Genomic DNA, 23,449 nt, shown 5'->3' with positions numbered 1-23,449 from the left:
TGATTTGTCCCTACCTTTGGGCATGAAAACCAAATTTATGGAAAATACGCTTAAAGCCTGGCTTTTATCTTTTCTTCATTTATTCTTTCCCCGGCAGTGTGTTGTGTGCGGCACACCTCTGCAGGAAGGGGAGGAGGCTATTTGTCTGAAATGCAATATGGATTTGCCCCGTACGGATTATCATCTTTGTGCGGATAATCCGGTGGAACGTATGTTCTGGGGAAAAATTCCTTTGGAACGCGCTACCTCTTACTTCTTTTATCATAAGGGCAGTGATTTCCGCCGGATACTGCATCAATTGAAATATGGCGGCCGTAAGGACTTGGGAGAGACAATGGGGCGTTTTATGGCAGCGGAATTGACTGTTTCGGAGTTCTTTTGCGATGTGGATGTCATAGTTCCCGTTCCTTTGCATCCCCGCAAGCAGCGGATGCGCGGATATAACCAGAGCGAATGTGTGGCCAAAGGGGTTGCGGCGGTTACGGGTATTCCTTTGGATGCTGCTTCCGTAGTGCGCAAGAAACATACGGAAGCGCAGGTAAGGAAATCTGCCTATGAACGGTGGAAGAATGTGAACGGCATCTTTCATCTTCGCTATCCCGAACGTTTTGTCGGAAAGCATATCTTGTTGGTGGACGACGTACTGACTACCGGAGCTACCATTACTACGTGTGCCGATGTGTTTCGGGACGTAGAAGGTGTACGTATCAGCGTGCTGACGCTTGCTGTTGCGAATTTTTGATAAATTCCGGTATTTCGGAAGAACGGGAAGCTTCCGGATATGTATTAAAGTTTGTAATCTGTGTACTTTTTTAACAGAATAGTCGTTTGAACTAATTTGTTCTTTAGGCATTTATATGGCTCACTTTTAAAGTAGAAACTATATGAATAAAACGGGTCAATGTAAAAACCTGAGGGGTAATATTTGTAAAAATCCTATCTTTGCATAAAACTAACTCAGAAATCTTATGGACAACAACGGCTACCGTCTCCTTCTTCCTGAAGGGACATTGGATTATTTCATCATCTCGGACGTAAAGGAAAGCGCATCGGAAATAGTGATTTATTTAGAAGAAAAGAATGAAGTTCCTAAAGAATACGCAGGAATGAAAGTTGAGAGCAAGGGTTTTTACGAACCTGTTGTGGTTCAGGATTTCCCCATACGCGGCAAGAAGCTTTTTCTGAACGTGCGCCGGCGCAGGTGGGTTGTCAAGGATGAGAACCGTTACGTGAGCCGTGACTGGAAACTGGTTGCCGGTGGTAGCCGTATGACGCATGAATTTGCGTCTTTTTTAAAAGAATTATATTGATAAGCTGCCGGTGGGCTGCAGGCTGTTGGGAACGCTGTTCGGGGTCGACGGGGAACTGCTCGAGCGGCAATACCGGAATCACCTGAGCGGTTATCTCTGTTGGGAGCAGCTTCCTCATGCCGAAGAATGGCTTCTTTTCGAGAAGAACATCGGTGTTTATGTGGGACTGGATGAAGTCTGCCTTTCCCGCGGAGAATTATATACCGTGTTGATAAACAAGGAGAGAAAAGGCCGTTCGGGCAGTCTTATCGCCGTTGTGAAAGGAACAGATGTAAAGACCGTGACCTCCGTACTGCTCCGTCTTTCCCGCCGCAGACGCTTTCAGGTCAGGGAGATAACCATGGATATGGCTCCGAACATGGAGCAGATCGCCCGCCTCTGTTTTCCCGCCGCACGCCGCGTCACAGACCGTTTCCATGTGCAGAAACTCGCTTATGAGGCGGTTCAGGATATGCGCGTTAAAGCACGTTGGGAGGCTTTGGACGAAGAATCTGTTCAGATCGCCCATGCCAAAGCCTGCGGGAAGATATATCATGCGCCGGTCTTTGAAAACGGTGATTCACGCAAACAGCTTCTTTCGAGAAGCATTTACCTGTTATATAAGAAGGAATCCTTGTGGACGGAATCACAGCGCGTACGCGCCGGCATCCTGTTCCGGGAGTATCCCGATATTAAGAAAGCATACTACCTCTCCATGAGGCTCGGACTGATATACCACCAATGCAGGTACAAGGATGCGGCATTGACGCATCTTGCCCGCTGGTATGACGAGGTGGAAAAATCAGGGTTTCTTGCTTTCGGAAGAGTGGCACGTTCCGTACAGATGCATTACCGGGAAATAATCAACTTCTTTGACAGACGTTCAACAAACGCTGCTTCCGAATCGTTCAATGCAAAAATAAAGGAGTTCCGCACACAATTCAGAGGAGTAAAGGACAGAGCTTTCTTCCTGTTCAGACTGGCGAAAATTTATGCATAAGCTATGAATCCCTCAGGTTTTTACGTTGACCCCTCCTCTGGAGGAAATGGGATATCCAACAAAAAAAGGTCCGCCGTAATGACGAACCTTTTTGCTCTTCCTCTTGGACTTGAACCAAGGACCCTCTGATTAACAGTCAGATGCTCTAACCGACTGAGCTAAGGAAGAATGTTGCATTTAAGTTTTTCTTTCGCTCTTCCTCTTGGACTTGAACCAAGGACCCTCTGATTAACAGTCAGATGCTCTAACCGACTGAGCTAAGGAAGAATGTTGTTTTTTCTCAAATGCGCTGCAAAAGTAATAGGATATTTTGAAATATGCAATATCTTTGCAAAAAAAATATCAGAAATGGATAAAATAATTGGATTGGGAAACGCATTGGTCGATGTGTTAGCAACCCTTGACAGTGATGAAATCTTAACTAAAATGGACTTGCCCAAGGGCAGTATGACGCTTATAGATGAAGATAAGTTACTGAAAATCAATGAAGAATTTAGCCGTATGAAAACTCATTTGGCTACCGGTGGCTCTGCCGGAAATGCAATCCGTGGCATGGCGCAGCTTGGAGCGGGAACCGGGTTCATCGGAAAGATAAATAATGATTCTTATGGTAACTTTTTTCGGGAAAGTTTGCTGAAGCATGGAACGGAAGCTGATTTATTAGTTTCAGATACATTGCCTTCGGGAGTGGCGTCTACTTTTATATCTCCGGACGGAGAGCGCACGTTCGGCACATATTTGGGAGCAGCGTCTACGTTGAAAGCGGAAGAACTGTCGCTGGAGATGTTCAAGGGATATACTTATCTGTTTATAGAGGGTTATCTGGTACAGGAACACGATATGATTCTCCGGGCTATTGAGTTGGCCAAAGAAGCCGGTTTGCAGGTTTGTCTGGATATGGCAAGTTATAACATCGTGGCAGGCGACCATGAGTTCTTCTCTTTGCTGGTAAATAAATATGTGGATATTGTTTTTGCCAATGAGGAAGAGGCGAAGGCGTTTACCGGTAAAGAACCTGAGGAAGCGTTGGATATTATCGCTAAAATGTGTAGCATTGCCATTGTAAAGGTGGGAGCGCGCGGCTCGCTGATTCGTAAGGGAACGGAAGAAGTACGTGTTGAGGCTGTGCCGGTGGCGAAAGTGGTTGATACTACCGGTGCCGGAGATTTTTTTGCGGCAGGTTTTCTATATGGGCTGACTTGCGGATATTCTTTGGAAAAGTGCGGAAAAATAGGTGCTATCCTGTCGGGTGAGGTAATACAGGTGATTGGAACGGAACTGCCGGATTCAAAGTGGGAGAAGATAAAGGAAGATATAATAATGATAAATTAGAATATATGAAATATTTAAAGATACGTTGGATAGCTGTCCTATTGGTAGCAGTAGGTACAAGTTTCTTTTTTGGGTTTAAGAGTGGAGACAACCGTAGTTTTCAGGTAGCAAAGAATTTGGATATATTCAATTCTATAGTAAAGGAATTGGATATGTTTTATGTGGATACGATAGACCCGAACAAGACTATCCGTACCGGCATCGAATCCATGCTGTATTCACTTGACCCCTATACGCAATATTTTCCGGAAGACGACCAAAGCGAACTGGAACAGATGTTGAAGAATACGTATGGCGGTATCGGCTCTATCATAACCTGGAATACCAAACTGAAGCGTTCCATGATAGCCGAACCTTACGAACATATGCCGGCGGCTACCGTAGGCCTGAAGGCAGGCGATATTCTTATGGAAATCGACGGCAAGGACCTTGCAGGAAAAAATAATCAGGAAGTTAGCGAGATGCTTCGCGGGCAGGTAGGCACGAGCTTCAAACTGAAGGTGCAACGTCCCGGAACGGAACAGCCGTTGGAATTCGATATCGTTCGTCGTTCTATCCAGTTGCCTTTTATTCCTTATTATGCAATGTTGGATAACAACATCGGTTATATCAACCTGAGCACTTTCTCCGGTAATCCTTCCAAAGAGTTCAAGCAGGCATTTCTTGATTTGAAAAAGCAGGGAATAACTTCTTTGGTTATCGACCTGCGTAATAACGGCGGCGGTTTGCTGGACGAAGCCGTGGAAATAGCCAACTTCTTCCTGCCGCGCGGCAAAACACTGGTGACAACGAAAGGAAAGACCAAACAGGCAAGCAATACGTACAAGACGTTGCGTGAGCCGCTGGATTTGGAAATTCCGCTGGCTGTGCTGGTGAATAGTGCAACAGCTTCTGCATCGGAAATCCTGGCAGGTGCATTGCAGGATTATGACCGTGCAGTAGTGGTGGGTAACCGTACATTTGGAAAAGGGCTTGTGCAGACCACCCGTCCGCTGCCTTATGGAGGCACAATGAAACTGACAACTTCCAAATACTATATTCCGAGCGGCCGTTGCGTGCAGGCTATCGACTACAAACACCGCAATGAGGACGGCAGCGTAGGACGTATTCCGGATAGCTTGACTACCGTATTCCATACTGCTGCCGGACGTGAGGTACGTGACGGTGGCGGAGTTACTCCCGATATTACCGTCAAGCAGGATAAGTTGCCTAATATCCTGTTCTACTTGGTGAATGACAACTTGATATTTAATTACGCTACGGAGTATTGTTTGAAGCACCCCACGATTCCGGCTCCTAAAGATTTTAAGATAACGGATGCCGACTATGCCGACTTTAAGGCGATGGTACAGAAAGCAGATTTCAAGTACGACCAGCAGACTGAGAAGATTTTGAAGAACTTGAAAGAAATGGCGGAGTTTGAAGGATACCTGACGGATGCGTCCGACGAATTCAAGGCTTTGGAGAAAAAGCTATCTCATAACCTGGAGCGTGACCTCGACCACTTCTCAAAGGATATAAAGGAGATGATTGCAGTGGAAATTATCAAACGTTATTACTATCAGCGTGGAAGTATCATCCAACAGTTGAAAGATGATAAGGACCTGAAAGAGGCTGTCGGGATATTGACTGCTCCGGAAAAATATAAAGAAATGCTCAGTGTCCCGCCGGTTAAGCCGGATGAAGGCAAAAAGGAAAAATAAAAAATAAAAAAACATCATCATAATCTTTATTTAAACCGAAATAGTCCGCTATTTCGGTTTTTTAGTTTCTATCTCGTTTTTGTCCCGTTGTGCGTATGTGTGTAATCCTCTATTTTTGTAAAAATAGAACGAAATAAGCGTTAAGGGGAGTTCCCTTTAGTGCTCCTGCGCTTTCCTAAAATTACTGGTATGCTGAACGAAGGAGCCATAAGCAAAACACAGACAAATTATGATGAAAAAACTGTTTTGGTTGGTGCTGTCAACCGTGATTTTGACAGGACAAAGTATTTTTGCTCAAGAAGCTGATTCCGAAGTCCAATCTTCTCAAAGAGAGGATTCTTTACTGCAAGTGGTAAATGAACTCTCCGACAGAGTACAGAAAACCGAAGATGCGGCACGAAATGAGAGAATATGGAAAAAAAGAGCCAAGTATTTTAATATCGGTTATATTACAAACCAAACGTTGACGGATAAAGTAGATGCCGAAGCGGAATGGAAAAGTGATTTCGGTGTTTCTCTGACTTTCGGAAAAACGTATTACCTGCATAAGAAGCCGTTGCTGAATATGATTAAGTTCGGTATTGACGCAACATGGTTTGAACTTTCGTATGCCAAGTATTCCGAACCGGACGTCTTTGCGGAAGGAGGTTCGTACACACGTGCTTATAATGATTATAGCAGTGGTTATGAAGACTATTACGAGGAAGATTTTGATTTGGGTATTCATCAGATAGATGCGTCTATGCACGTAGGTCCCTCCGTCACAGTCAATCCGGTAGGCGATTTGAAAGTGGCTGCCTATTTCCATTATGTGCCTACTTATTCTATGGTGGTCATCGATGACAGCTTCGGACACGGATATGTTTCCAATTTTGCGTTTGGTGCTTCTGTTGCCTATAAAGCAATTTCGGTCGGTATAGAGCATCGTTGGGCGAAGAAAGCTACTTATAACGGACTTTCTTTTGATGAGGAAGGTATGGATTATGATGCTCCGGACTTTGAGGATGTAATTGAAAGTGACAAGTGGAAGATGAAGTCAAAATCCTTCCGTGTATTTTTGAGTTTCAGATATTAGGATTCATCACAAAAAAAAGCACAGGGTCTCACAGCTTTGGGGAATCCGGTAAGCATTACCCGCATCCGGAACAAAAGAAAACTCTGTGAGACTCTGCGCTTTTTTTGTGGTGAAGAATAAGAAACCTACCGCTCGGTATAATCTCCGTTCTTTCTGATAAGTTCAATCAGCTTTTCTACGGCTTCCTCTTCGGGGATATTCTTTTCGATACACTCCTTTTTCTTATACAGGCTGATTTTGCCCCGTCCTGCACCTACATATCCGTAATCGGCATCGGCCATTTCACCGGGACCGTTGACTATGCAACCCATGATTCCGATTTTGAGTCCTTTCAGGTGTGATGTAGCTTGCTTGATGCGGGCAATGGTGCTTTCGAGGTCGTAGAGCGTACGGCCGCACCCCGGACAGGATATGTATTCGGTTTTGCTGGTACGGATGCGTCCTGCCTGCAGGATACCGAAAGCCGTGGTGTCTACAACCTTGTCGTCTATCGCCTTATCGCCTTCCTTGCCGGTTTGGTTGAAAAGGAAAATACCGTCGCAGAGCCCGTCGATGATGAGTGCTCCCATATCAGCAGCCGATTTGATTTGCAGATTTTCAGTTTCAGTCTCAGCGTAATGCTGGAAGAAGACAAGTGGATTCTTTAATCCTTCATTCATCAGTTGGTGCGCCAATGCACGGTATTCACCCAGTCTGTTGGGATGGTTGCTTTGTGCGACAAGTACCACTTCCGGGTGGTATTTCAGTCCGGCAATTACTTCGTCGTTCAATCCCATATAGGTGATAAACAGAAATTTCAGTGATGCGCTGCATCCGCTGATAAACGGCAGCTGTTCGCCTTTAAATGCAGGCCATGTGTTGGCTTGTCCTTCCCAAAGGTCGGCATCGATAATGTATTGTATGCCTTCGGTGGGAGATTCGGGCAGTTGACGGCCCACGTATACATAGTCGGGCATAAACTGCGGATTGAAATCCATATTGCCGTCCAAGCGTGCGGCAACGACAACGGGAAGGTTTTCTCCGCCTATATTGCGCACGGCTGTCGTGGCTCTGCGTTCAGGAGACAAGTACTGGAATTCGGGAGCTACAGCACCCGGTATGTAAGGGTGGTTACGGCGTTGTACAATATAGTCCGTCAATTTCCGGGCAACAGGAATTTCTGCTTCGGGAGCTTCACTTAAAGATACGCGGATGGTATCACCCAACCCGTCTGCCAGCAAAGCACCTATGCCTAAGGCCGATTTGATGCGTCCGTCCTCACCGTCACCGGCTTCCGTCACACCGAGGTGCAAGGGGAAGTGTATCCCTTCTTTCTCCATGATGTGGGCAAGCAAACGTACGGTTTTCACCATGATTACCGTATTGGATGCTTTGATGGAAATGACTACGTCCATGAATTGCTCCGCAACGCAGATTCTCAGAAACTCCATGCACGATTCTACCATGCCTTCGGGAGTGTCTCCGTAGCGCGACATGATACGGTCGGATAACGAGCCGTGGTTCACACCGATACGGATAGCCGTGTGATTGGCCTTGCAGATATTCAGAAACGGGACGAAACGGTCGCGTATCTTCCGGAGTTCCTGTGCATATTCTTCATCGGTATACTCCAGATGCTTGAAAGTACGTGCGGAGTCTACGTAGTTGCCCGGGTTGATACGGACTTTTTCCGCATACTGCGCTGCCACATCTGCTACTTTCGGGTTGAAATGCACATCGGCCACCAATGGGGTCATGTAGCCGTCCTGACGTAAGGCTGCGTTGATATTCATCAGGTTTTCTGCTTCTTTGACACCTTGAGTGGTAAGACGTACGTATTCTCCACCGGCATCCACAATACGTTTGGCCTGTGCTACACACGCATCGGTATCTTGCGTGGAAGTGTTGGTCATACTTTGTATGCGGATAGGATTGGAGCCGCCCATAGGGGTGGCTCCGATATTCACTTCTGATGTTTCCCGTCGGGAATAATTGAATATATCCACGTTATTAGTGATTAATGGTCAGTGATTATCAATCACTTCTTTCAGTTTGTTTTATACTCGTATTTAACTTCTTTCAGGTCTTCGTTTGCTTTCACGATTTTCTTTTTCAGACCTTCTTTATAAGCAGTAAAGGCTTCTGCCAGTTCCTTGTCGCTCAATGCAAGCATTTGTACGGCAAGAATAGCTGCGTTCATTGCTCCGTTGATGGCTACGGTGGCCACAGGGATGCCCGGAGGCATCTGAATGATGGAATAAAGCGCATCCACTCCATCGAGTACGGAGCCTTTTATGGGCACGCCGATTACAGGCAGTGTGGTATTGGCTGCAATAACGCCGGGCAGGGCTGCTGCCATGCCGGCTGCCGCGATAATAACTTTAATTCCGCGTTTACGTGCCCCTTTGGCAAATTCTTCTACTGCTTCCGGAGTACGGTGGGCGGAGAGGGCGTTCATTTCGAACGGTACATGCAAATCGTTGAGCAACTGTGCGGCCTTTTCCATGACAGGAAGGTCGGAAGTACTGCCCATGATGATACTAACAATTGGAGACATATTATTTAAATTAGTGGTTAGTGATTAGCGTTTAGTGATTAGTGTTTAGTGATTAGGGGATTGATGAGAAAAGATTTTAAAACAAATTATTACTGCTAATTATTACTGCTAATCATTACTCCTAATTACTAAACACTAATCACTAAACGCTAATTATTAATCAGTGCTTTGTATGCTTCTGCATCCAGCAGTCTGCCGAAATCTGCATCGGCAGCGGGTTTGATTTTGATGAGCCAGCCTTCGCCATACGGGTCTTTGTTAACCAGTTCGGGCTGCTCTTCCAATGCTTCGTTTTGTTCCAGCACTTCTCCGGCAACGGGCAGGAAAAGGTCGGAAATGGTTTTTACTACTTCGATGGTGCCGAATACTTCATCGGCTGCCAATGTTTCGCCTACGGTTTGGATGTCGACAAATACGATATCTCCCAATTGTTCTTGGGCGTAATCGGTAATTCCTACATAAGCTACATCTCCTTCGAGACGAATCCATTCATGTTCTTTCGTGTACTTTACATCATTAGGAAAATTCATAATCGTTAGTTTTAAGAGTTAATATTTGATATTTAAAATAAGAATATGCTGAATAGACGGAATAACAGTTTGCTGAGCGGATGAAGTACCAGCAAGGTACAAATCAGTCCTACGGCAAATCCGCCCATTACCTCACCGAGCGTATGGTGTTGCAGGATAATCCGTGCCGTGCCCAATACGCCTGCTACGAGAATGAATATACACAGCCAGCCCACCGGATTGTATCCGAACAGGGCACTGAAAGCAACCAGCCCACCTATTATGGCACCGGCTCCCGCCATGTGTTCGCTGAGTTTCCATTTCAGGTTGACAATGACACAGATAATCATCACGATAAGAGAGGCAAAGATAATTCCTGTCATATACCAGGGAATGTTCAGCCGGTGCATCATGAGCAGGCAGAACACATAGGAAGTGATAGTCAGGATGAAAGGCACATATCTCCGTTTCCGTTCCGTTAAATCCTCAGGAGTGAATCCGTTGATTTTGCGAAAGAGGAAAATGGTCAGTGTGGGCATAAGGATTGTAAAACAATATACCACGCCCAATACAATCAACTTGTATTGCAGGGGCATGATTCGCAGGTATGAGAATACGAACAGAATCAGAAATGCCATGAAAGGTATGGAGAATGGTGTAAATATCATCGAAATTACCCTGGCTGTCCTGATAAGGTTTTTATCTGCTATAATATGTTGTTCTATTGCCATTTTTTTATTTTTGCATTATCACTCTACCGTTTGGATTGCCTTGTGCCGTTTCTATTTTCTCAGCCTTGCTACCGGAATGTTTAATTGCTGGCGGTATTTGGCTACGGTGCGGCGGGCAATGGGGTATCCTTTCTTTTTCAATATCTCGGTCAGTTCGTCATCGGTATAGGGTTTCTTCCTGTCCTCGTTGTCGATGCATTCCTTGAGTATTTTCCGTATCTCCCGGACTGACATTTCTTCGCCGTCTTCCGTAACATATCCATCGTTAAAGAAGAACTTCAGCGGGTAGATGCCGTAGTTGGTTTGTACATATTTGCTGTTGCTGACGCGGGAGATGGTTGAGATGTCGAGTCCTGTGCGCTCGGCAACGTCTTTCAATATCATAGGGCGAAGCAATGACTCGTCACCGTCGAGAAAGAAAGGGCGTTGCAGGTCGATGATGGCCTGCATGGTAGTCATCAGGGTATTCTGCCGTTGCTTGACGGCATCGATAAATCCCTGAGCTGCATCCATTTTCTGTTTCAGGAACATCATGGCCTCTTTGGATTCCTTGGACTGGTTTGCCTTGTTCTTGGTGTGTTCCTCTACCATTTCGGTGAAATCGCGGCTCATGCGCAGTTCGGGAACATTCCGGTTGTTGAGCGACAGGTTGATAGTGCCGTCGTCATAGGTATCCACAATAAAATCGGGTACGATTTGTTGCAGGTTCTTGCCGATAGCTTCACCCAAAGACGCTCCCGGACGCGGATTCAGTTTGCAGATTTCTTTTATGGCTTGCTGGAAAGCATCTTCTTCCAGCCCGAGTTTCTGTTGTATTTTGTCCCAATGCTTACGGGTGAAATCCTCGTAGCATTCGGAAATGATTGCTTCTTCAATATAAAGAATCGGATTGGGAGTGAAGTGCTGCTGTTCTATCTTGCGCCGTATCTGGATGAGAAGGCATTCCTGCAAGTTGCGGGCTCCCAATCCGGCAGGGTCGAAATCCTGAATGATTCTCAATGCTTCTTCCAGTTCTCCGGTAGTGGCTTCGATGCCGGCATAAATGGCAAGCTCATCGCTGATGCTGTCCAGTGATTTGCGCAGCAGCCCGTCGTCGTCCAATGAGCCGATGAGATATTCGGCCAATTCACGCTGGTGTTCGGTAAGGTTGCGCTCACCCAGCTGTTCTTTCAGGGTTTCATAGAAGGAAGTCGTATCGGAGAAAGGTATCTCTTCGGCTTGTTCTCCCTTGCTGTGGTTGTTTTCCTGTAATTTATAGTCGGGTATGTCATCCTCGTTGAGATAGTCGCTCAGAGAATCGTAATCGGTATCTCCACCATCTTCTGCATTGGAGTCTGCATCGGGGGTATTGGAATATTCATCGCCGGATGTATCATCTTTTCCCTCTTCCAGTGCCGGATTTTCCAGAAGTTCGGCACGTACGCGGTCTTCCAGCTCTATTGCCGGAAGTTCCAACAGCTTTACTACCAGAATCTGTTGTGGTGACAGCGTCTGTATCTGCTGCTGCGCTTGGGTTTGTATCTGTCGGGAGCCTTGTGCCATAAGTTACATTATTTATCCGCTGCAAAGATAAGTTTTATCTTCGCACTTTTTGCAAAAATAGTGAATAGTTCGGGAACGAAAAATCTTCTTCTGTTATATTTAACAAGAAAGCTGCGGTTCGGTTGTTTTTTCTTGTTGGGTTGTAAGTCTGTATTTCCTGATTTTCCTTATCCTTTCAAATATTCTCTTTATCTTTGTGGTATAACAACTAAAACTATGAACATTATGTTTGCTAAAGAAACGTATATACAGCGTCGGGCCCTGTTGAAGAAAAATATAGGCTCAGGAGTGTTGCTGTTTTTGGGTAATGACGAACAAGGACTGCATTATGAGGACAATACTTTCCGTTATCGTCAGGATTCTACCTTCTTGTATTATTTCGGTTTGTCGTTTGCCGGTTTGTCGGCGATTATCGATATTGATGAGGACAAGGAGATTATATTTGGCGATGAACTTACGATTGACCATATCGTATGGATGGGAACGCAGCCTACCCTGAAAGAGAAAAGCGGGCGTGTGGGCATAACGGAAGTAATGCCTTCTGCCGAAATCATGAACTATCTGCATAAAGCAGTGCGCAAGGGACAGACAGTGCATTACCTGCCTCCCTACAGGGCGGAGCATAAATTGAAACTGATGGAGTGGTTGGGCATTCCGCCTGCACGCCAGGAAGGTTCTGTTCCATTTATCCGTGCAATTGTGGCACAACGCAGTTATAAGTCTGCCGAAGAAGTAGAAGAGATAGAAAAGGCATGTAATGTGACGGCTGATATGCACATTACGGCTATGAAAGTACTTCGTCCGGGTATGTACGAATACGAAGTCGTAGCAGAAATGAACCGGGTGGCCGAATCCAATAATTGCGAGCTTTCTTTTGCAACGATTGCCACTGTCAACGGACAGACTTTGCACAATCATTATCATGGCAATAAGGTGAAGCCGGGAGATTTATTCCTGATTGATGCCGGTGCGGAAGTGGAGTCGGGTTATGCGGGCGATATGTCCTCTACCGTTCCTGCCGATAAAACGTTTACCCCTCGTCAGCGGGCTGTTTATGAAATTCAGAATGCAATGCATCTGGAGGCTGTCAAAGCGCTTCGTCCGGGTATTCCTTATATGGATGTTTACGACCTTTCCGCCCGCGTAATGGTAGAGGGCATGAAAGAACTCGGTTTGATGAAAGGCAATGCCGAAGATGCTGTACGCGAAGGCGCACATGCCTTGTTCTATCCTCATGGATTGGGGCATATGATGGGGCTGGATGTGCATGATATGGAAAACCTCGGCGAGATTTGGGTTGGTTACAACGGTCAGCCTAAGAGTACGCAGTTCGGTCGTAAGAGCCAGCGTCTTGCCATTCCTCTGGAACCGGGTTTTGTACATACCGTTGAGCCGGGCATTTATTTTATCCCCGAACTGATAGACCTTTGGAAAGGAGAGAAGAAGTTTAAAGACTTCATTAATTATGATAAAGTGGAAGAATACCGTAACTTCGGAGGTATCCGCAATGAAGAAGACTATCTGATAACGGAAACCGGCGCACGCCGTTTAGGCAAAAAGATTCCGCTGACACCGGAAGAAGTGGAAGCGTTGAGATAGTTAAAGATAACTGAGAGTTGAAAATTACCGTGTAGCACAATGGCGGCACTCATTTTCAACTCTCAATTTTTTAATTCTCATTTTTTTAAGTGTGTAGCTCCAATACAAACCGTGTGCCTTTCGCATAGCTACTGTCCAATGTAAGGCTGCCATCCATTTTGGCGGCAATCAGTGCGCAGATGGGTAATCCCAGACCATCGCCCTGTGTCAGGTCTTTTACTTCGGTAAAAGGCTTGAATATGTTTTCGCGCTGTTCTTCGGCGATGCCGCAGCCTGTATCGCTTATGATGAACTGATGTGTATGGGCGCCGCGTTTTTTGAAGTCCAGCCCTATTTTTCCGCCGGCGGGGGTGTATTCGGCCGCGTTTTCAAGCAAATGTAGTAAGATGCGTTCCAGGTGTTCCGGATTAATCTTTATGTTCAGTTTGGGAGCATTGACAATGAGGGATACATCTTCCTGTACTTTGCCGCGTATTTTGTTCATAACGTTTTCACAGAAAGCCGAAATATTCTCTTCTTGCATTTCATACGGTTCTGATAGGCTGTTTTCCAGTTCGGACAGCTCTTGTATGTGAGCGGAGAAAGTACGCAATGCCTGTACGCCGGGCAGCTTCGGGTCGAGAGTGCCCAATGTAGGCTCCATCTGGGCGGAGATATTTTGGATGAATTCGGTCTTCAGTTCATTGTGTTCGTTGGCAATGCCAATTGCTTTCTTTTGTTTGCGTGTCAGTAGGATGAAGCGTAGTAATATGATGGCTCCTGCCACTAATGCTGCCGCTAAAATGGCTGCCAGGACGCAAAGACCGGTGATGATATGCTGTTTGGAGGAAAGAGAGTCGTCTTTTTCCTGAATGATAGTCAGACTTTCATTATATTTCTTTTTCAATGCATTCAATTCTTTCTGTGCAGTGAGTGCTTTAACAGAATCTGTCCAGGTAATGTATTTGTCGTAAGTACGCGCCATTAATTCTGTATCGTTTGCCCGAAGGGCAATGTTTATGAGATTTTGATAGCATTCATCCGCTTTGGCGTAGTTCTTTTGTTGCTTATACTGTTCTATCAGTTTCTTGAAAGCTGTATCTCCCTGCGAATTCATGCCGAAAGTGTAGTAATAGCTGGCTTGGGTATACAGAAAGTCATTGCTTAGAGAGTCATTTTGGGCAGCTTTGGCTGTTTCTTCCAGTCTGTTTAACTGTTCTTTGGCACGGGTGGGGTTTCTGAGGCTGATGTACATTTGCAGACGTTCTTTGTTGATGCGGAAACGTAAATCAGGAAAGTCCTTTTTGAGTTTTTGTTCGCCGGTTCTCACCAACAGTTCGGCATTGCGCAGCAGTTCGAATGCTTCTTTATAATAATTCTCCCGGTGATAGAGGGCGCTGGCATTTACACCGCATTTTACAGCCTGGGCATAGTTTTCTTGCGTGGCGAAGGCATTGTAAGCCTGTAAAAAGAGATAGCGTGCCTTGATGTATTCTTTCTTTGCCAGATTTTCCTGTGCCTGTTTCATCAGTTCATCAGCGCGGTTTTGTGCAAATGTTTGGGTACACAGGCAAAGGAGAACCGCAAGAAGTATGGGAATGCTTTTTTTCATTATAACCGGATTTGTTTTGTTTGCCTACAAAGTTAAAGTTTTCTTTGTCTGTTGTATGCGGATGTTTGTAATTCCCTGTCAGAATTAACAGAATGTTTGGTATGGCAGGAATTTTTGTCCGGACCGAAGCTGTTTGCCGGTTCCGGACAAAGAGATTGTTTGGGTGTCGGGTTAGTATTTGAAACTACTGCCGCCTAAGAACTCCCTGAGTAGGGATGTCGGCGGAATTTCCTTATCTTGTACCGGAGTGAAGTATTTGATGAACTTCATAAGCCGGTAGGCTTCGGCGTATTCCGGACAGTTGCGCGGTACGCTGGTAAGGATAGGTTCTGCATGGCAACGCAGTACGGCAAATTCAAACAAGAGGGCGGAATTGAACATGACATCGGCATTTTCCTGATAGGGGAATATCCATTTGTCTTCACCGGCACGTACGCTGGGCCAGCGCGAAATGGTTTCTTGTGCTGAATATCCCCGATAGTTGAAGTCGCGGATGATGCGGCGCAACAGGCGGTTGTCCGTAGTAGGAATCCAGTTGTGATCGTCCAGTGAGATGGTGGTCAGTGCAGATACATAAATTTTGTATTTGTTTTCGGCAGGAATCTGCGGAGTGAGCTCCGGATTCAGGGCATGGATTCCTTCCAATATAAGAATGGTGTGCTCGTCAATGCGCAGTTTGTCTCCCTTGTATTCTTTTTTGCCCAATGTGAAGTTGAATCGGGGAAGTTCCACTTCTTCTCCCCGTAGCAAAGCTTGCAATTGATTGTTGAACAGCTCAAGGTCGAGGGCGTAGAGAGATTCGTAGTCATAATTGCCGTTTTCGTCCAGCGGGGTGTCTTCCCTGTCTACAAAATAATTGTCCAGAGAAATGGGGTAGGGGCGCAGGCCGTTGGTCATCAGTTGCACCGAAAGCCGTTTGCTGAAAGTTGTTTTTCCGGACGAAGAAGGGCCGGAGATCAATACGAGCTTTACGCGGTCGCCGTTTTCTCCCCGGTGATAGATTTCATCGGCAATCTGAGCAATCTTTTTCTCCTGAAGGGCTTCTGCTACGTTAATGAGGTCGGTTGCATGTCCGGCTTCGCATGCCAGATTGAAGTCGCCTACATTGCTTAACCCCATGATGTAGTTCCAATGCAGATGTTCCTTGAATACATCAAGCATCTTTTCCTGTTTTACCACTTCTTCCAGTACGGTCGGGTTTTCTTTGTTGGGGATACGCAGCAGCAGACCGTCATAATATTTTACGATGTCGAACAGCTTGATAAAACCTGTGCTGGGCAACAGGTTACCATAATAGTAATCTACCGTATCTCCCAATGTATAATAATAGGTGTATATAGAGCCGGAGGTTTCCAACAGCTTTACCTTATCGTTCATTCCCCGTTCGCTGAATACCCGTACGGCTTCGGTGGTATGGCATTCGGTACGACGGAAAGGGATGTCCTCGGCTATGATTTCCTGCATCCGCTTCTTGATTGCCGACACGTCTTCCAGCTCAATAGGACGTCCGATGCGGAGATTGCAGAAATAGCCCTTGGATACGGGATGCTCTACAAACAGCTTCCCTTCCGGGAACAATTCGCTGACAGCCTTATATAGGATAAAACAAAGTGAGCGGACATACGTACGCATGCCGGAGGAATCCCGTACATCCAGAAATTCCACATCTTTATTATTATATACCCGGAAATTCAGCCCTTCGGAACGGTTATTTACTTTGGCGCTGACCACTTGATAGGGGAAATTAAGATTAAAACCGTAATAAATATCCAAAAGTGAGCTCCCTATAGGGAATTCTTTATAAATATTATTATTTTTGCAACAAATTTGTAACATATGTTTCATGGTGTCTTTTTTTGAGATTATTAATACGCTAAATATAGGACATTATAACAAATGGTACAATGAAACACTTTAACTAATTAAAGATGGAATATTCTTTTTATGATTTTTTAAAGCTGCTTGGCTCATTGGCATTGTTCCTCTACGGAATGAAAATTATGAGTGAGGGACTTCAAAAATTCGCCGGCGACCGCTTGCGGAAGATTTTAACCGCTATGACGACCAACCGGGTGACCGGCGTTCTGACAGGTGTGCTTATAACAGCGCTTATCCAGTCCTCTTCTGCAACTACGGTTATGGTAGTGAGTTTTGTCAACGCCGGGTTGCTGACCCTGTCACAATCTATAGGTGTTATTATGGGGGCCAATATAGGTACTACTGTTACTGCCTGGATTATTTCAGCATTAGGTTTTAAAGTCGACATAGCTGCTTTTGCCCTTCCTCTCTTAGCCTTTGGCATTCCTCTCCTCTTCTCTCAAAAAAGTAATCGCAAATCCATCGGTGAATTTATTTTCGGTTTCTCTTTCCTGTTTATGGGGCTTTCTTATTTGAAGAACAATGCACCCGATTTGAGCCAGAATCCGGAAATGCTGGCTTTTGTGCAGGATTATACCGATATGGGGTATATATCCGTACTGCTTTTTGTGCTTATAGGAACGGTACTGACCATGATTGTGCAGGCCTCTGCTGCAACGATGGCGATTACGCTTATCATGTGTGCGAATGGCTGGATTAGCTTCGAACTGGGAGCGGCACTTGTTCTGGGTGAGAATATAGGAACAACCATAACTGCCAATCTTGCGGCGCTTACCGGTAATACGCAGGCCAGGAGGGCTGCATTGGCGCATCTGGTATTCAATGTGTTCGGCGTTATATGGGTGTTATGCCTGTTTGTTCCTTTTACGCAGGGAGTATCATGGTTTGTGGAAAATATAATGGGAACCAAAGACCCTGCCGTTGCCGTTTCCTTTAAGCTGTCGGCTTTCCATACTTGTTTCAATATCTGCAATGTGTTGATATTGATATGGTTCGTGAAGTTTATAGAGCGTACGGTCTGCGCCATTATTCCGCAGAAGGAACAGGACGAGGAATACCGTCTGCGCTTTATTACGGGCGGTATGCTTTCTACGGCGGAGCTTTCCATTCTGCAGGCAAGCAAGGAGATTCATCTGTTTGCCGAACGTACGCATCGTATGTTTGGTATGGTACGCGATCTGTTGCATACCGAGAAGGATGACGATTTCAATAAGCTGTTCAGTCGGATAGAAAAGTACGAAAATATTAGCGACAGCATGGAACTGGAGATTGCCAATTATCTGAATCAGGTGTCGGAAGGACGGTTAAGTTCTGAAAGTAAGCTGCAAATCCGGGCCATGTTGCGCGAGGTGACGGAGATAGAAAGTATCGGTGACAGTTGTTATAATCTGGCACGTACCATCAATCGCAAGCGTCAGACCAATCAGGAGTTCACAGAAAAGCAATATGAGCATATCCATTTCATGATGAAGCTGACCGATGATGCTCTCGGGCAGATGATTGTGGTGGTGGAACGTTCGGATCATCAAGGCATTGATGTGAACAAGTCGTTTAATATCGAGAATGAAATCAACAATTATCGCAACCAGTTGAAGAATCAGAATATCCTTGATGTCAATAACAAGGAGTATGATTACCAGATGGGAGTCTACTATATGGATATCATTGCCGAATGTGAAAAGTTGGGCGATTACGTTGTTAATGTAGTAGAAGCCAGCAGCGATATAAAAGAAAAGAAAGCGTCTTAGGACGCTTTCTCAAATTCATCTTTGCCTACTCCGCACAGGGGGCAAACCCAATCGGCAGGGAGGTCCTCAAAGGATGTTCCCGGTTCTATTCCGTTTTCCGGATCTCCTAATTCCGGGTCATAAACATATTCGCAAATTGTGCAGATGTACTTTTCCATAATTGTCTTGTATTTAAATTTCTTCTTTAAGAACAATTGGATTTCCCTTTTTGTTTTCCGTTCGGGCAGAAAAAGATGTTTTTGTTAGTAGGCTCTTGAAGTAAGTTTCTATGGAAGTGGCTGGCAGATGTTCATAGAAAGGAAAAAGGCCGGATTTGTAAAACCTATAAAAAGATTTAATAACATTCTCTATACAAATTATTGTTGTATTTTTGCAATTCAATTTAAACCTAACGAATTGCATGACTGCAACAAAGGATGATTTGTATCACGTCGGACTTACTGACGATGAAGTACGGAAGAGCCGTACCGAGCATGGTGTAAACCTGTTGACGCCTCCGAAGCGCCCGTCTTTGTGGAAACTTTATCTGGAAAAGTTTGAAGACCCCGTAGTAAGAGTATTGCTGGTGGCCGCTTTCTTCTCTTTGATTATTTCCATAGTGGAGAACGAATATGCCGAAACAATCGGTATCATAGCTGCTATTTTACTGGCTACGGGCATTGGCTTCTTTTTTGAATACGACGCCAATAAAAAGTTTGATTTACTGAACGCAGTGAACGAGGAAACTTTGGTAAAGGTGATTCGTAACGGACATGTACAGGAGGTTCCCCGTAAGGATGTGGTAGTAGGAGATATTGTTATATTGGAAACCGGTGAGGAAATTCCCGCAGACGGTGAATTGCTGGAAGCCGTTTCTTTACAGATAAATGAATCTAATCTTACGGGTGAGCCTGTTGTAACCAAAACTACTGTAGAGGCGGATTTTGATGAAGAAGCCACTTATGCTTCCAATCGTGTGATGCGCGGTACAACAGTGGTCGACGGACACGGAGTTATGCGTGTAGAGTTTGTGGGTGACGCCACGGAGATCGGAAAAGTTGCCCGCCAAAGTACCGAACAAACTACCGAGCCTACTCCGTTGAATATCCAGCTTACAAAACTTGCCAACCTCATAGGGAAAATCGGCTTTTCGGTAGCCGGTCTTGCATTCGCTATCTTCTTTATAAAGGATGTTGTTCTGGTTTATGATTTTGCCTCATTCCATACTTTTGAGCAATGGCTGCCTGCTTTGAAAGCTACTTTGCAGTACTTTATGATGGCAGTAACCTTGATTGTCGTTGCCGTTCCCGAAGGCCTGCCTATGAGTGTGACGCTCAGTCTGGCACTGAATATGCGCCGCATGCTTTCCACCAATAATCTGGTGCGGAAGATGCATGCCTGCGAAACAATGGGGGCAATTACCGTTATCTGTACGGACAAGACGGGTACGCTGACACAAAACCTGATGCAGGTGTATGAACCGAATTTCTACGGATTGAAGGGCGGAAAGGAAATAGGAGAAGATGATTTGAGTAAATTGGTAATGGAAGGGATCAGTGCCAATTCTACAGCTTTTCTGGAGGAAACGACTCCGGAAGAGAAGCCCAAAGGCGTGGGTAATCCTACGGAGGTAGCTTTATTGTTGTGGCTCAATAGCCAGCAGCGTAATTATCTGGAGTTGAGAGAGGGCGTGAAGGTGCTTGACCAGTTGACTTTCTCTACCGAACGGAAGTTTATGGCAACATTGGTACACTCTCCTCTGATTGGGAAGAAAATACTTTATGTAAAGGGTGCTCCCGAAATTGTATTGGGCAAATGTAAGGATGTGCTTCTGGATGGCAAGCGGGTGGATGCGGTAGAATATCGTTCTACGGTAGAGGCTCAGTTGCTGAACTATCAGAACATGGCGATGCGTACGCTTGGTTTTGCCTATAAGATAGTAGACGATACGGAACCGGCCGACTGTGTGGCATTGGTTGCAGAAAACGATTTGTCTTTCCTCGGTGTTGTGGCCATCAGTGACCCTATACGTCCGGATGTGCCTGCGGCAGTTGCAAAATGTCAGTCGGCAGGCATTGGCGTAAAGATAGTAACGGGAGATACGCCGGGTACGGCAACCGAAATTGCGCGGCAGATAGGTTTATGGCAACCGGAAGATACGGAACGTAACCGTATCACGGGTGCTGCCTTTGCCGAACTGACGGACGAAGAGGCGCTCGACCGGGTGCTTGACTTGAAGATTATGTCGCGTGCCCGTCCTACCGATAAGCAACGTCTTGTTCAGCTACTGCAACAGAAAGGCGCGGTAGTAGCCGTGACGGGTGACGGAACCAATGATGCTCCGGCCTTGAACCATGCACAGGTGGGGTTGTCTATGGGAACGGGAACATCTGTGGCGAAAGAAGCAAGCGACATCACGCTGTTGGACGACTCTTTCAACAGTATCGGTACGGCCGTGATGTGGGGGCGTTCATTGTATAAGAATATCCAGCGCTTCATCGTATTCCAGTTGACGATTAACTTCGTGGCACTGTTCATTGTGCTGTTGGGTTCGCTGGTGGGTACTGAATTGCCGTTGACCGTAACGCAGATGCTGTGGGTGAATCTGATTATGGATACCTTTGCCGCTTTGGCCTTGGCGTCTATCCCGCCCAGTGAGAGTGTTATGAAAGAGAAACCCCGCAAAAGTACGGATTTCATTATAACCAAATCCATGCGGAATTATATACTTGGCATGGGAGTGGTTTTCCTGGTATTGCTTATGGGCATGTTGTTCCGGTTTAACAATGAAGAAGGCGGTATGACGGTACAACGCCTTACAATCTTCTTCACTTTCTTCGTTATGCTGCAATTCTGGAACCTGTTCAATGCGAGAGTGTTTGGAACATCGGACTCCGCTTTTAAGGGAATATCCAAATCCTACGGCATGGAGTTGGTGGTACTTGCCATTCTGGGCGGTCAGTTTGTCATCGTACAGTTCGGTGGGGCTGTATTCCGTACGGAGCCGCTTGATTTTACGACATGGATGATAATCATTGCTTCTACTTCTTTGGTATTATGGGTGGGCGAAGGTATTCGCCTTGTCCGACGTCTAATGCAAAAATGAGATAATGAAAAGAAAAGGAATTAAAAACCTTATAGTAGACTTTGGCGGTGTGCTGATTGATTTAGACCGCCAACGTTGTTTGGAGAACTTTAGAGAATTGGGGTTGCCGGATGTAGAACACACCCTCGACCTATATCACCAGCAGGATTTTTTCCAGCAATATGAGAAAGGCCTTATTTCCAGTGCCGATTTTCGGAATGTGATACGGGAAAAGATAGGAAAAGACGTTGACGATGCCCGGATTGATGCTGCATGGAACAGTTTTTTGGTGAGCATACCGACCTATAAACTGGATTTATTGCTGGCCCTGCGTAAGGACTATGTGGTATATCTGTTGAGCAATACCAACGAAATCCATTGGAAATGGTCCTGCGAACATGCTTTTCCCTATAAGACATTCCGCGTAGAAGATTATTTCGAACATATTTTTCTTTCTTATGAAATGAAGATGGCGAAGCCCGATGAAGAAATCTTCCGCAAAGTGCTGGATGATGCGGGTCTGGATCCGAAAGAAACTTTCTTTATCGACGATTCGGAAGCCAATTGTATGACTGCCCGGTCATTAGGTATTTCCACTTATGTTCCGAAAGCCGGTGAAGACTGGAGCCATTTATTTAAATGAACCAAACCGCATGAGGTGAGTATGCAATTATGTACCGGAACATCTGGTAATGAACTCCTGCCCAATGTAGCCACTATCGGCTTTTTTGACGGAGTGCATCGGGGACATCGGTTCCTGATAGAACAGGTGTGTAAAGTTGCGGCTGAACGTGGGCTTGCTTCATCGGTAATTACTTTTCCGGTTCATCCCCGCAAAGTGATGCAACCCGATTTTCGTCCTGAGCTGCTTACCACTTGCGATGAGAAAGTGTCTCTGCTTGCCGGTACCGGGATAGATTATTGCATCATGCTCGATTTTACACTTGATTTGGCGTGCCTGTCGGCCAAACAATTTATGGCTATATTAAAGCAAGATTACCGGGTGCAGGTTTTAATGATAGGTTACGACCACCGTTTCGGACATAATCGGAGTGAAGGATTTGAGGATTATGTGCGTTATGGACAGGAGTTGGGAATAGAAGTGCTATTGGCGCAGGCTTATTACACCGATGCAATGACGGTCAGTTCTTCAGCTATCCGCCGCCTTTTGCTGCAAGGAAACGTTTCGGAGGCGGCAAACTGTTTGGGTTATCAATTTTTTTTGGACGGTACGGTTGTGAACGGTTACCGCGTTGGGCGTAAGATAGGTTTTCCAACTGCTAATCTGCGCATTGGCGATTGTGAAAAACTGGTTCCGGCTGACGGGGTATATGCCGTTTATGTTTTTCTTGGCGGGGAAAAGCATGCGGGGATGTTGAGTATCGGCTACCGCCCGACATTGAATAATGGCATAGACCGTAGCATTGAGGTGCATATCTTTAATTTTGATGCTGATATTTACAATCAACCCATGCGGTTGTCCTTCGTTTGTCGCACTCGTCCGGAACTGAAGTTCGATTCCATAGACGAACTGATAGCGCAGCTCCATAAGGACGAGGCTGAAATCACTGCGATTCTTTCATAACACTGCTTTTCAGGTTTTCATTATTGAGCTCTTTCTTGTATATTTATTGAAAAACATATCTTTTTTATTGTTTTTCGATAAAAACATGCTGTTTCTCTTTGTCTTTTCAGAAAAAGCTCTTTTATTTGCATATCGAAAAACGATAAATTCTTATTGAGAAACAGAATAGGTAGATAAGAATAAGTGCTGATTATAAAAAGTCTACGGTTATGAAGAGAGCATTTATGAGTATTACATTGTTGGTACTGTCACTTTCTATGGTGATGA

Annotated in this window: 19 protein-coding genes and 2 tRNA genes; 11 read left to right on the top strand and 10 right to left on the bottom strand. The window is 45.4% G+C overall.

Annotated features, from left to right (window positions below; translation table 11 throughout):
• Window positions 1-37 precede the first annotated feature (37 nt).
• From NQ565_RS02245 to NQ565_RS02235, 3 genes are all read left to right on the top strand, one after another.
• A complete protein-coding gene (locus tag NQ565_RS02245) occupies window positions 38-742 on the top strand; it encodes a ComF family protein (RefSeq protein ID WP_040315998.1) in 705 nt (234 codons plus the stop codon).
• Window positions 743-968: 226 nt separating this feature from the next.
• Window positions 969-1,310 carry an ISAon1 family transposase N-terminal region protein gene (locus NQ565_RS02240; protein WP_005653242.1) on the top strand — a complete coding sequence of 114 codons (342 nt, stop codon included), beginning with the start codon at window positions 969-971 and terminating at the stop codon, window positions 1,308-1,310.
• Between the two features lie 10 nt (window positions 1,311-1,320).
• A complete protein-coding gene (locus NQ565_RS02235) occupies window positions 1,321-2,289 on the top strand; it encodes an ISAon1 family transposase (protein ID WP_005654137.1) in 969 nt (322 codons plus the stop codon).
• Window positions 2,290-2,383: 94 nt separating this feature from the next.
• On the opposite strand, the gene NQ565_RS02230 is transcribed toward NQ565_RS02235, so the two are convergent.
• Window positions 2,384-2,457 (bottom strand) — tRNA-Asn (locus NQ565_RS02230).
• Window positions 2,458-2,482: 25 nt separating this feature from the next.
• Window positions 2,483-2,556 (bottom strand) — tRNA-Asn (locus NQ565_RS02225).
• Window positions 2,557-2,637: 81 nt separating this feature from the next.
• Here NQ565_RS02225 and NQ565_RS02220 point away from each other — a divergent pair.
• From NQ565_RS02220 to NQ565_RS02210, 3 genes are all read left to right on the top strand, one after another.
• Window positions 2,638-3,621: an adenosine kinase gene (locus NQ565_RS02220; RefSeq protein ID WP_016660840.1), complete on the top strand. Its 984-nt coding sequence runs from the start codon at window positions 2,638-2,640 to the stop codon at window positions 3,619-3,621.
• 5 nt (window positions 3,622-3,626) lie between these two features.
• Entirely contained in the window at window positions 3,627-5,324 is a 1,698-nt protein-coding gene (locus tag NQ565_RS02215; RefSeq protein ID WP_016660839.1) for a S41 family peptidase, read from the top strand.
• A gap of 229 nt (window positions 5,325-5,553) precedes the next feature.
• Window positions 5,554-6,399, top strand: coding sequence for a hypothetical protein (locus NQ565_RS02210; RefSeq protein ID WP_005655347.1), 846 nt, complete (start codon window positions 5,554-5,556; stop codon window positions 6,397-6,399).
• Window positions 6,400-6,524: 125 nt separating this feature from the next.
• On the opposite strand, the gene NQ565_RS02205 is transcribed toward NQ565_RS02210, so the two are convergent.
• The 5 genes from NQ565_RS02205 to rpoN all read right to left on the bottom strand — a co-directional run bounded on the left by NQ565_RS02205 (window position 6,525) and on the right by rpoN (window position 11,717).
• Entirely contained in the window at window positions 6,525-8,384 is a 1,860-nt protein-coding gene (locus tag NQ565_RS02205) for a 4-hydroxy-3-methylbut-2-en-1-yl diphosphate synthase (RefSeq protein WP_074713726.1), read from the bottom strand.
• A gap of 41 nt (window positions 8,385-8,425) precedes the next feature.
• Entirely contained in the window at window positions 8,426-8,935 is a 510-nt protein-coding gene (purE, locus tag NQ565_RS02200; RefSeq protein WP_005655343.1) for a 5-(carboxyamino)imidazole ribonucleotide mutase, read from the bottom strand.
• Window positions 8,936-9,084: 149 nt separating this feature from the next.
• Entirely contained in the window at window positions 9,085-9,465 is a 381-nt protein-coding gene (gene gcvH, locus NQ565_RS02195) for a glycine cleavage system protein GcvH (protein ID WP_005655342.1), read from the bottom strand.
• 32 nt (window positions 9,466-9,497) lie between these two features.
• Complete coding sequence (locus tag NQ565_RS02190) at window positions 9,498-10,175, bottom strand: hypothetical protein (protein ID WP_005655340.1); 678 nt, start codon at window positions 10,173-10,175, stop codon at window positions 9,498-9,500.
• Window positions 10,176-10,226: 51 nt separating this feature from the next.
• Entirely contained in the window at window positions 10,227-11,717 is a 1,491-nt protein-coding gene (gene rpoN, locus NQ565_RS02185) for an RNA polymerase factor sigma-54 (protein WP_005655338.1), read from the bottom strand.
• A 225-nt stretch (window positions 11,718-11,942) separates the two neighbouring features.
• Here rpoN and NQ565_RS02180 point away from each other — a divergent pair, with 225 nt between their 5' ends.
• A complete protein-coding gene (locus tag NQ565_RS02180) occupies window positions 11,943-13,316 on the top strand; it encodes an aminopeptidase P family protein (RefSeq protein ID WP_040315996.1) in 1,374 nt (457 codons plus the stop codon).
• Window positions 13,317-13,401: 85 nt separating this feature from the next.
• Here the strand turns inward: NQ565_RS02180 and NQ565_RS02175 are convergent, their stop codons facing one another.
• Window positions 13,402-14,907 carry a sensor histidine kinase gene (locus tag NQ565_RS02175; protein WP_005655335.1) on the bottom strand — a complete coding sequence of 502 codons (1,506 nt, stop codon included), beginning with the start codon at window positions 14,905-14,907 and terminating at the stop codon, window positions 13,402-13,404.
• A 171-nt stretch (window positions 14,908-15,078) separates the two neighbouring features.
• Window positions 15,079-16,752, bottom strand: coding sequence for a nucleoside kinase (locus NQ565_RS02170; RefSeq protein ID WP_005655334.1), 1,674 nt, complete (start codon window positions 16,750-16,752; stop codon window positions 15,079-15,081).
• A gap of 83 nt (window positions 16,753-16,835) precedes the next feature.
• Here NQ565_RS02170 and NQ565_RS02165 point away from each other — a divergent pair, with 83 nt between their 5' ends.
• Window positions 16,836-18,533, top strand: a complete 1,698-nt coding sequence (locus NQ565_RS02165; protein ID WP_005655333.1) for a Na/Pi cotransporter family protein — start codon at window positions 16,836-16,838, stop codon at window positions 18,531-18,533.
• Here the strand turns inward: NQ565_RS02165 and rd are convergent.
• Window positions 18,530-18,691 carry a rubredoxin gene (gene rd, locus NQ565_RS02160; protein WP_005655332.1) on the bottom strand — a complete coding sequence of 54 codons (162 nt, stop codon included), beginning with the start codon at window positions 18,689-18,691 and terminating at the stop codon, window positions 18,530-18,532. The two genes, NQ565_RS02165 and rd, sit on opposite strands and share 4 nt — an antisense overlap.
• 242 nt (window positions 18,692-18,933) lie before the next feature.
• Here rd and NQ565_RS02155 point away from each other — a divergent pair, with 242 nt between their 5' ends.
• The 3 genes from NQ565_RS02155 to NQ565_RS02145 are packed head-to-tail and all read left to right on the top strand — an operon-like array spanning window position 18,934 to window position 23,182.
• The gene (locus NQ565_RS02155) at window positions 18,934-21,618 is read left to right on the top strand and encodes a calcium-translocating P-type ATPase, PMCA-type (protein ID WP_005655329.1); all 2,685 of its coding nucleotides are present in this window, start codon (window positions 18,934-18,936) and stop codon (window positions 21,616-21,618) included.
• Window positions 21,619-21,622: 4 nt separating this feature from the next.
• Entirely contained in the window at window positions 21,623-22,240 is a 618-nt protein-coding gene (locus tag NQ565_RS02150) for an HAD family hydrolase (RefSeq protein WP_005655328.1), read from the top strand.
• A 21-nt stretch (window positions 22,241-22,261) separates the two neighbouring features.
• The gene (locus tag NQ565_RS02145) at window positions 22,262-23,182 is read left to right on the top strand and encodes a bifunctional riboflavin kinase/FAD synthetase (RefSeq protein WP_005655327.1); all 921 of its coding nucleotides are present in this window, start codon (window positions 22,262-22,264) and stop codon (window positions 23,180-23,182) included.
• Window positions 23,183-23,449: the final 267 nt, after the last annotated feature.

Origin of the sequence: Bacteroides stercoris ATCC 43183 (assembly GCF_025147325.1) — a bacterium.
GTDB lineage: Bacteria > Bacteroidota > Bacteroidia > Bacteroidales > Bacteroidaceae > Bacteroides > Bacteroides stercoris.
The sequence above is the reverse complement of the archived record's forward strand: the minus strand, read 5'-3'. Positions and strand labels throughout refer to the sequence as shown.

Bases quoted from the DNA above. Each gene is read 5' to 3' on its own strand.
- NQ565_RS02245 (WP_040315998.1), top strand. From the start codon at position 38: ATGGAAAATACGCTTAAAGCCTGGCTTTTATCTTTTCTTCATTTATTC.
- NQ565_RS02240 (WP_005653242.1), top strand. From the start codon at position 969: ATGGACAACAACGGCTACCGTCTCCTTCTTCCTGAAGGGACATTGGAT.
- NQ565_RS02220 (WP_016660840.1), top strand. From the start codon at position 2,638: ATGGATAAAATAATTGGATTGGGAAACGCATTGGTCGATGTGTTAGCA.
- NQ565_RS02215 (WP_016660839.1), top strand. From the start codon at position 3,627: ATGAAATATTTAAAGATACGTTGGATAGCTGTCCTATTGGTAGCAGTA.
- NQ565_RS02210 (WP_005655347.1), top strand. From the start codon at position 5,554: ATGATGAAAAAACTGTTTTGGTTGGTGCTGTCAACCGTGATTTTGACA.
- purE (WP_005655343.1), bottom strand. From the start codon at position 8,935: ATGTCTCCAATTGTTAGTATCATCATGGGCAGTACTTCCGACCTTCCT.
- gcvH (WP_005655342.1), bottom strand. From the start codon at position 9,465: ATGAATTTTCCTAATGATGTAAAGTACACGAAAGAACATGAATGGATT.
- NQ565_RS02190 (WP_005655340.1), bottom strand. From the start codon at position 10,175: ATGGCAATAGAACAACATATTATAGCAGATAAAAACCTTATCAGGACA.
- rpoN (WP_005655338.1), bottom strand. From the start codon at position 11,717: ATGGCACAAGGCTCCCGACAGATACAAACCCAAGCGCAGCAGCAGATA.
- NQ565_RS02180 (WP_040315996.1), top strand. From the start codon at position 11,943: ATGTTTGCTAAAGAAACGTATATACAGCGTCGGGCCCTGTTGAAGAAA.
- NQ565_RS02175 (WP_005655335.1), bottom strand. From the start codon at position 14,907: ATGAAAAAAAGCATTCCCATACTTCTTGCGGTTCTCCTTTGCCTGTGT.
- NQ565_RS02170 (WP_005655334.1), bottom strand. From the start codon at position 16,752: ATGAAACATATGTTACAAATTTGTTGCAAAAATAATAATATTTATAAA.
- NQ565_RS02165 (WP_005655333.1), top strand. From the start codon at position 16,836: ATGGAATATTCTTTTTATGATTTTTTAAAGCTGCTTGGCTCATTGGCA.
- rd (WP_005655332.1), bottom strand. From the start codon at position 18,691: ATGGAAAAGTACATCTGCACAATTTGCGAATATGTTTATGACCCGGAA.
- NQ565_RS02155 (WP_005655329.1), top strand. From the start codon at position 18,934: ATGACTGCAACAAAGGATGATTTGTATCACGTCGGACTTACTGACGAT.
- NQ565_RS02150 (WP_005655328.1), top strand. From the start codon at position 21,623: ATGAAAAGAAAAGGAATTAAAAACCTTATAGTAGACTTTGGCGGTGTG.
- NQ565_RS02145 (WP_005655327.1), top strand. From the start codon at position 22,262: ATGCAATTATGTACCGGAACATCTGGTAATGAACTCCTGCCCAATGTA.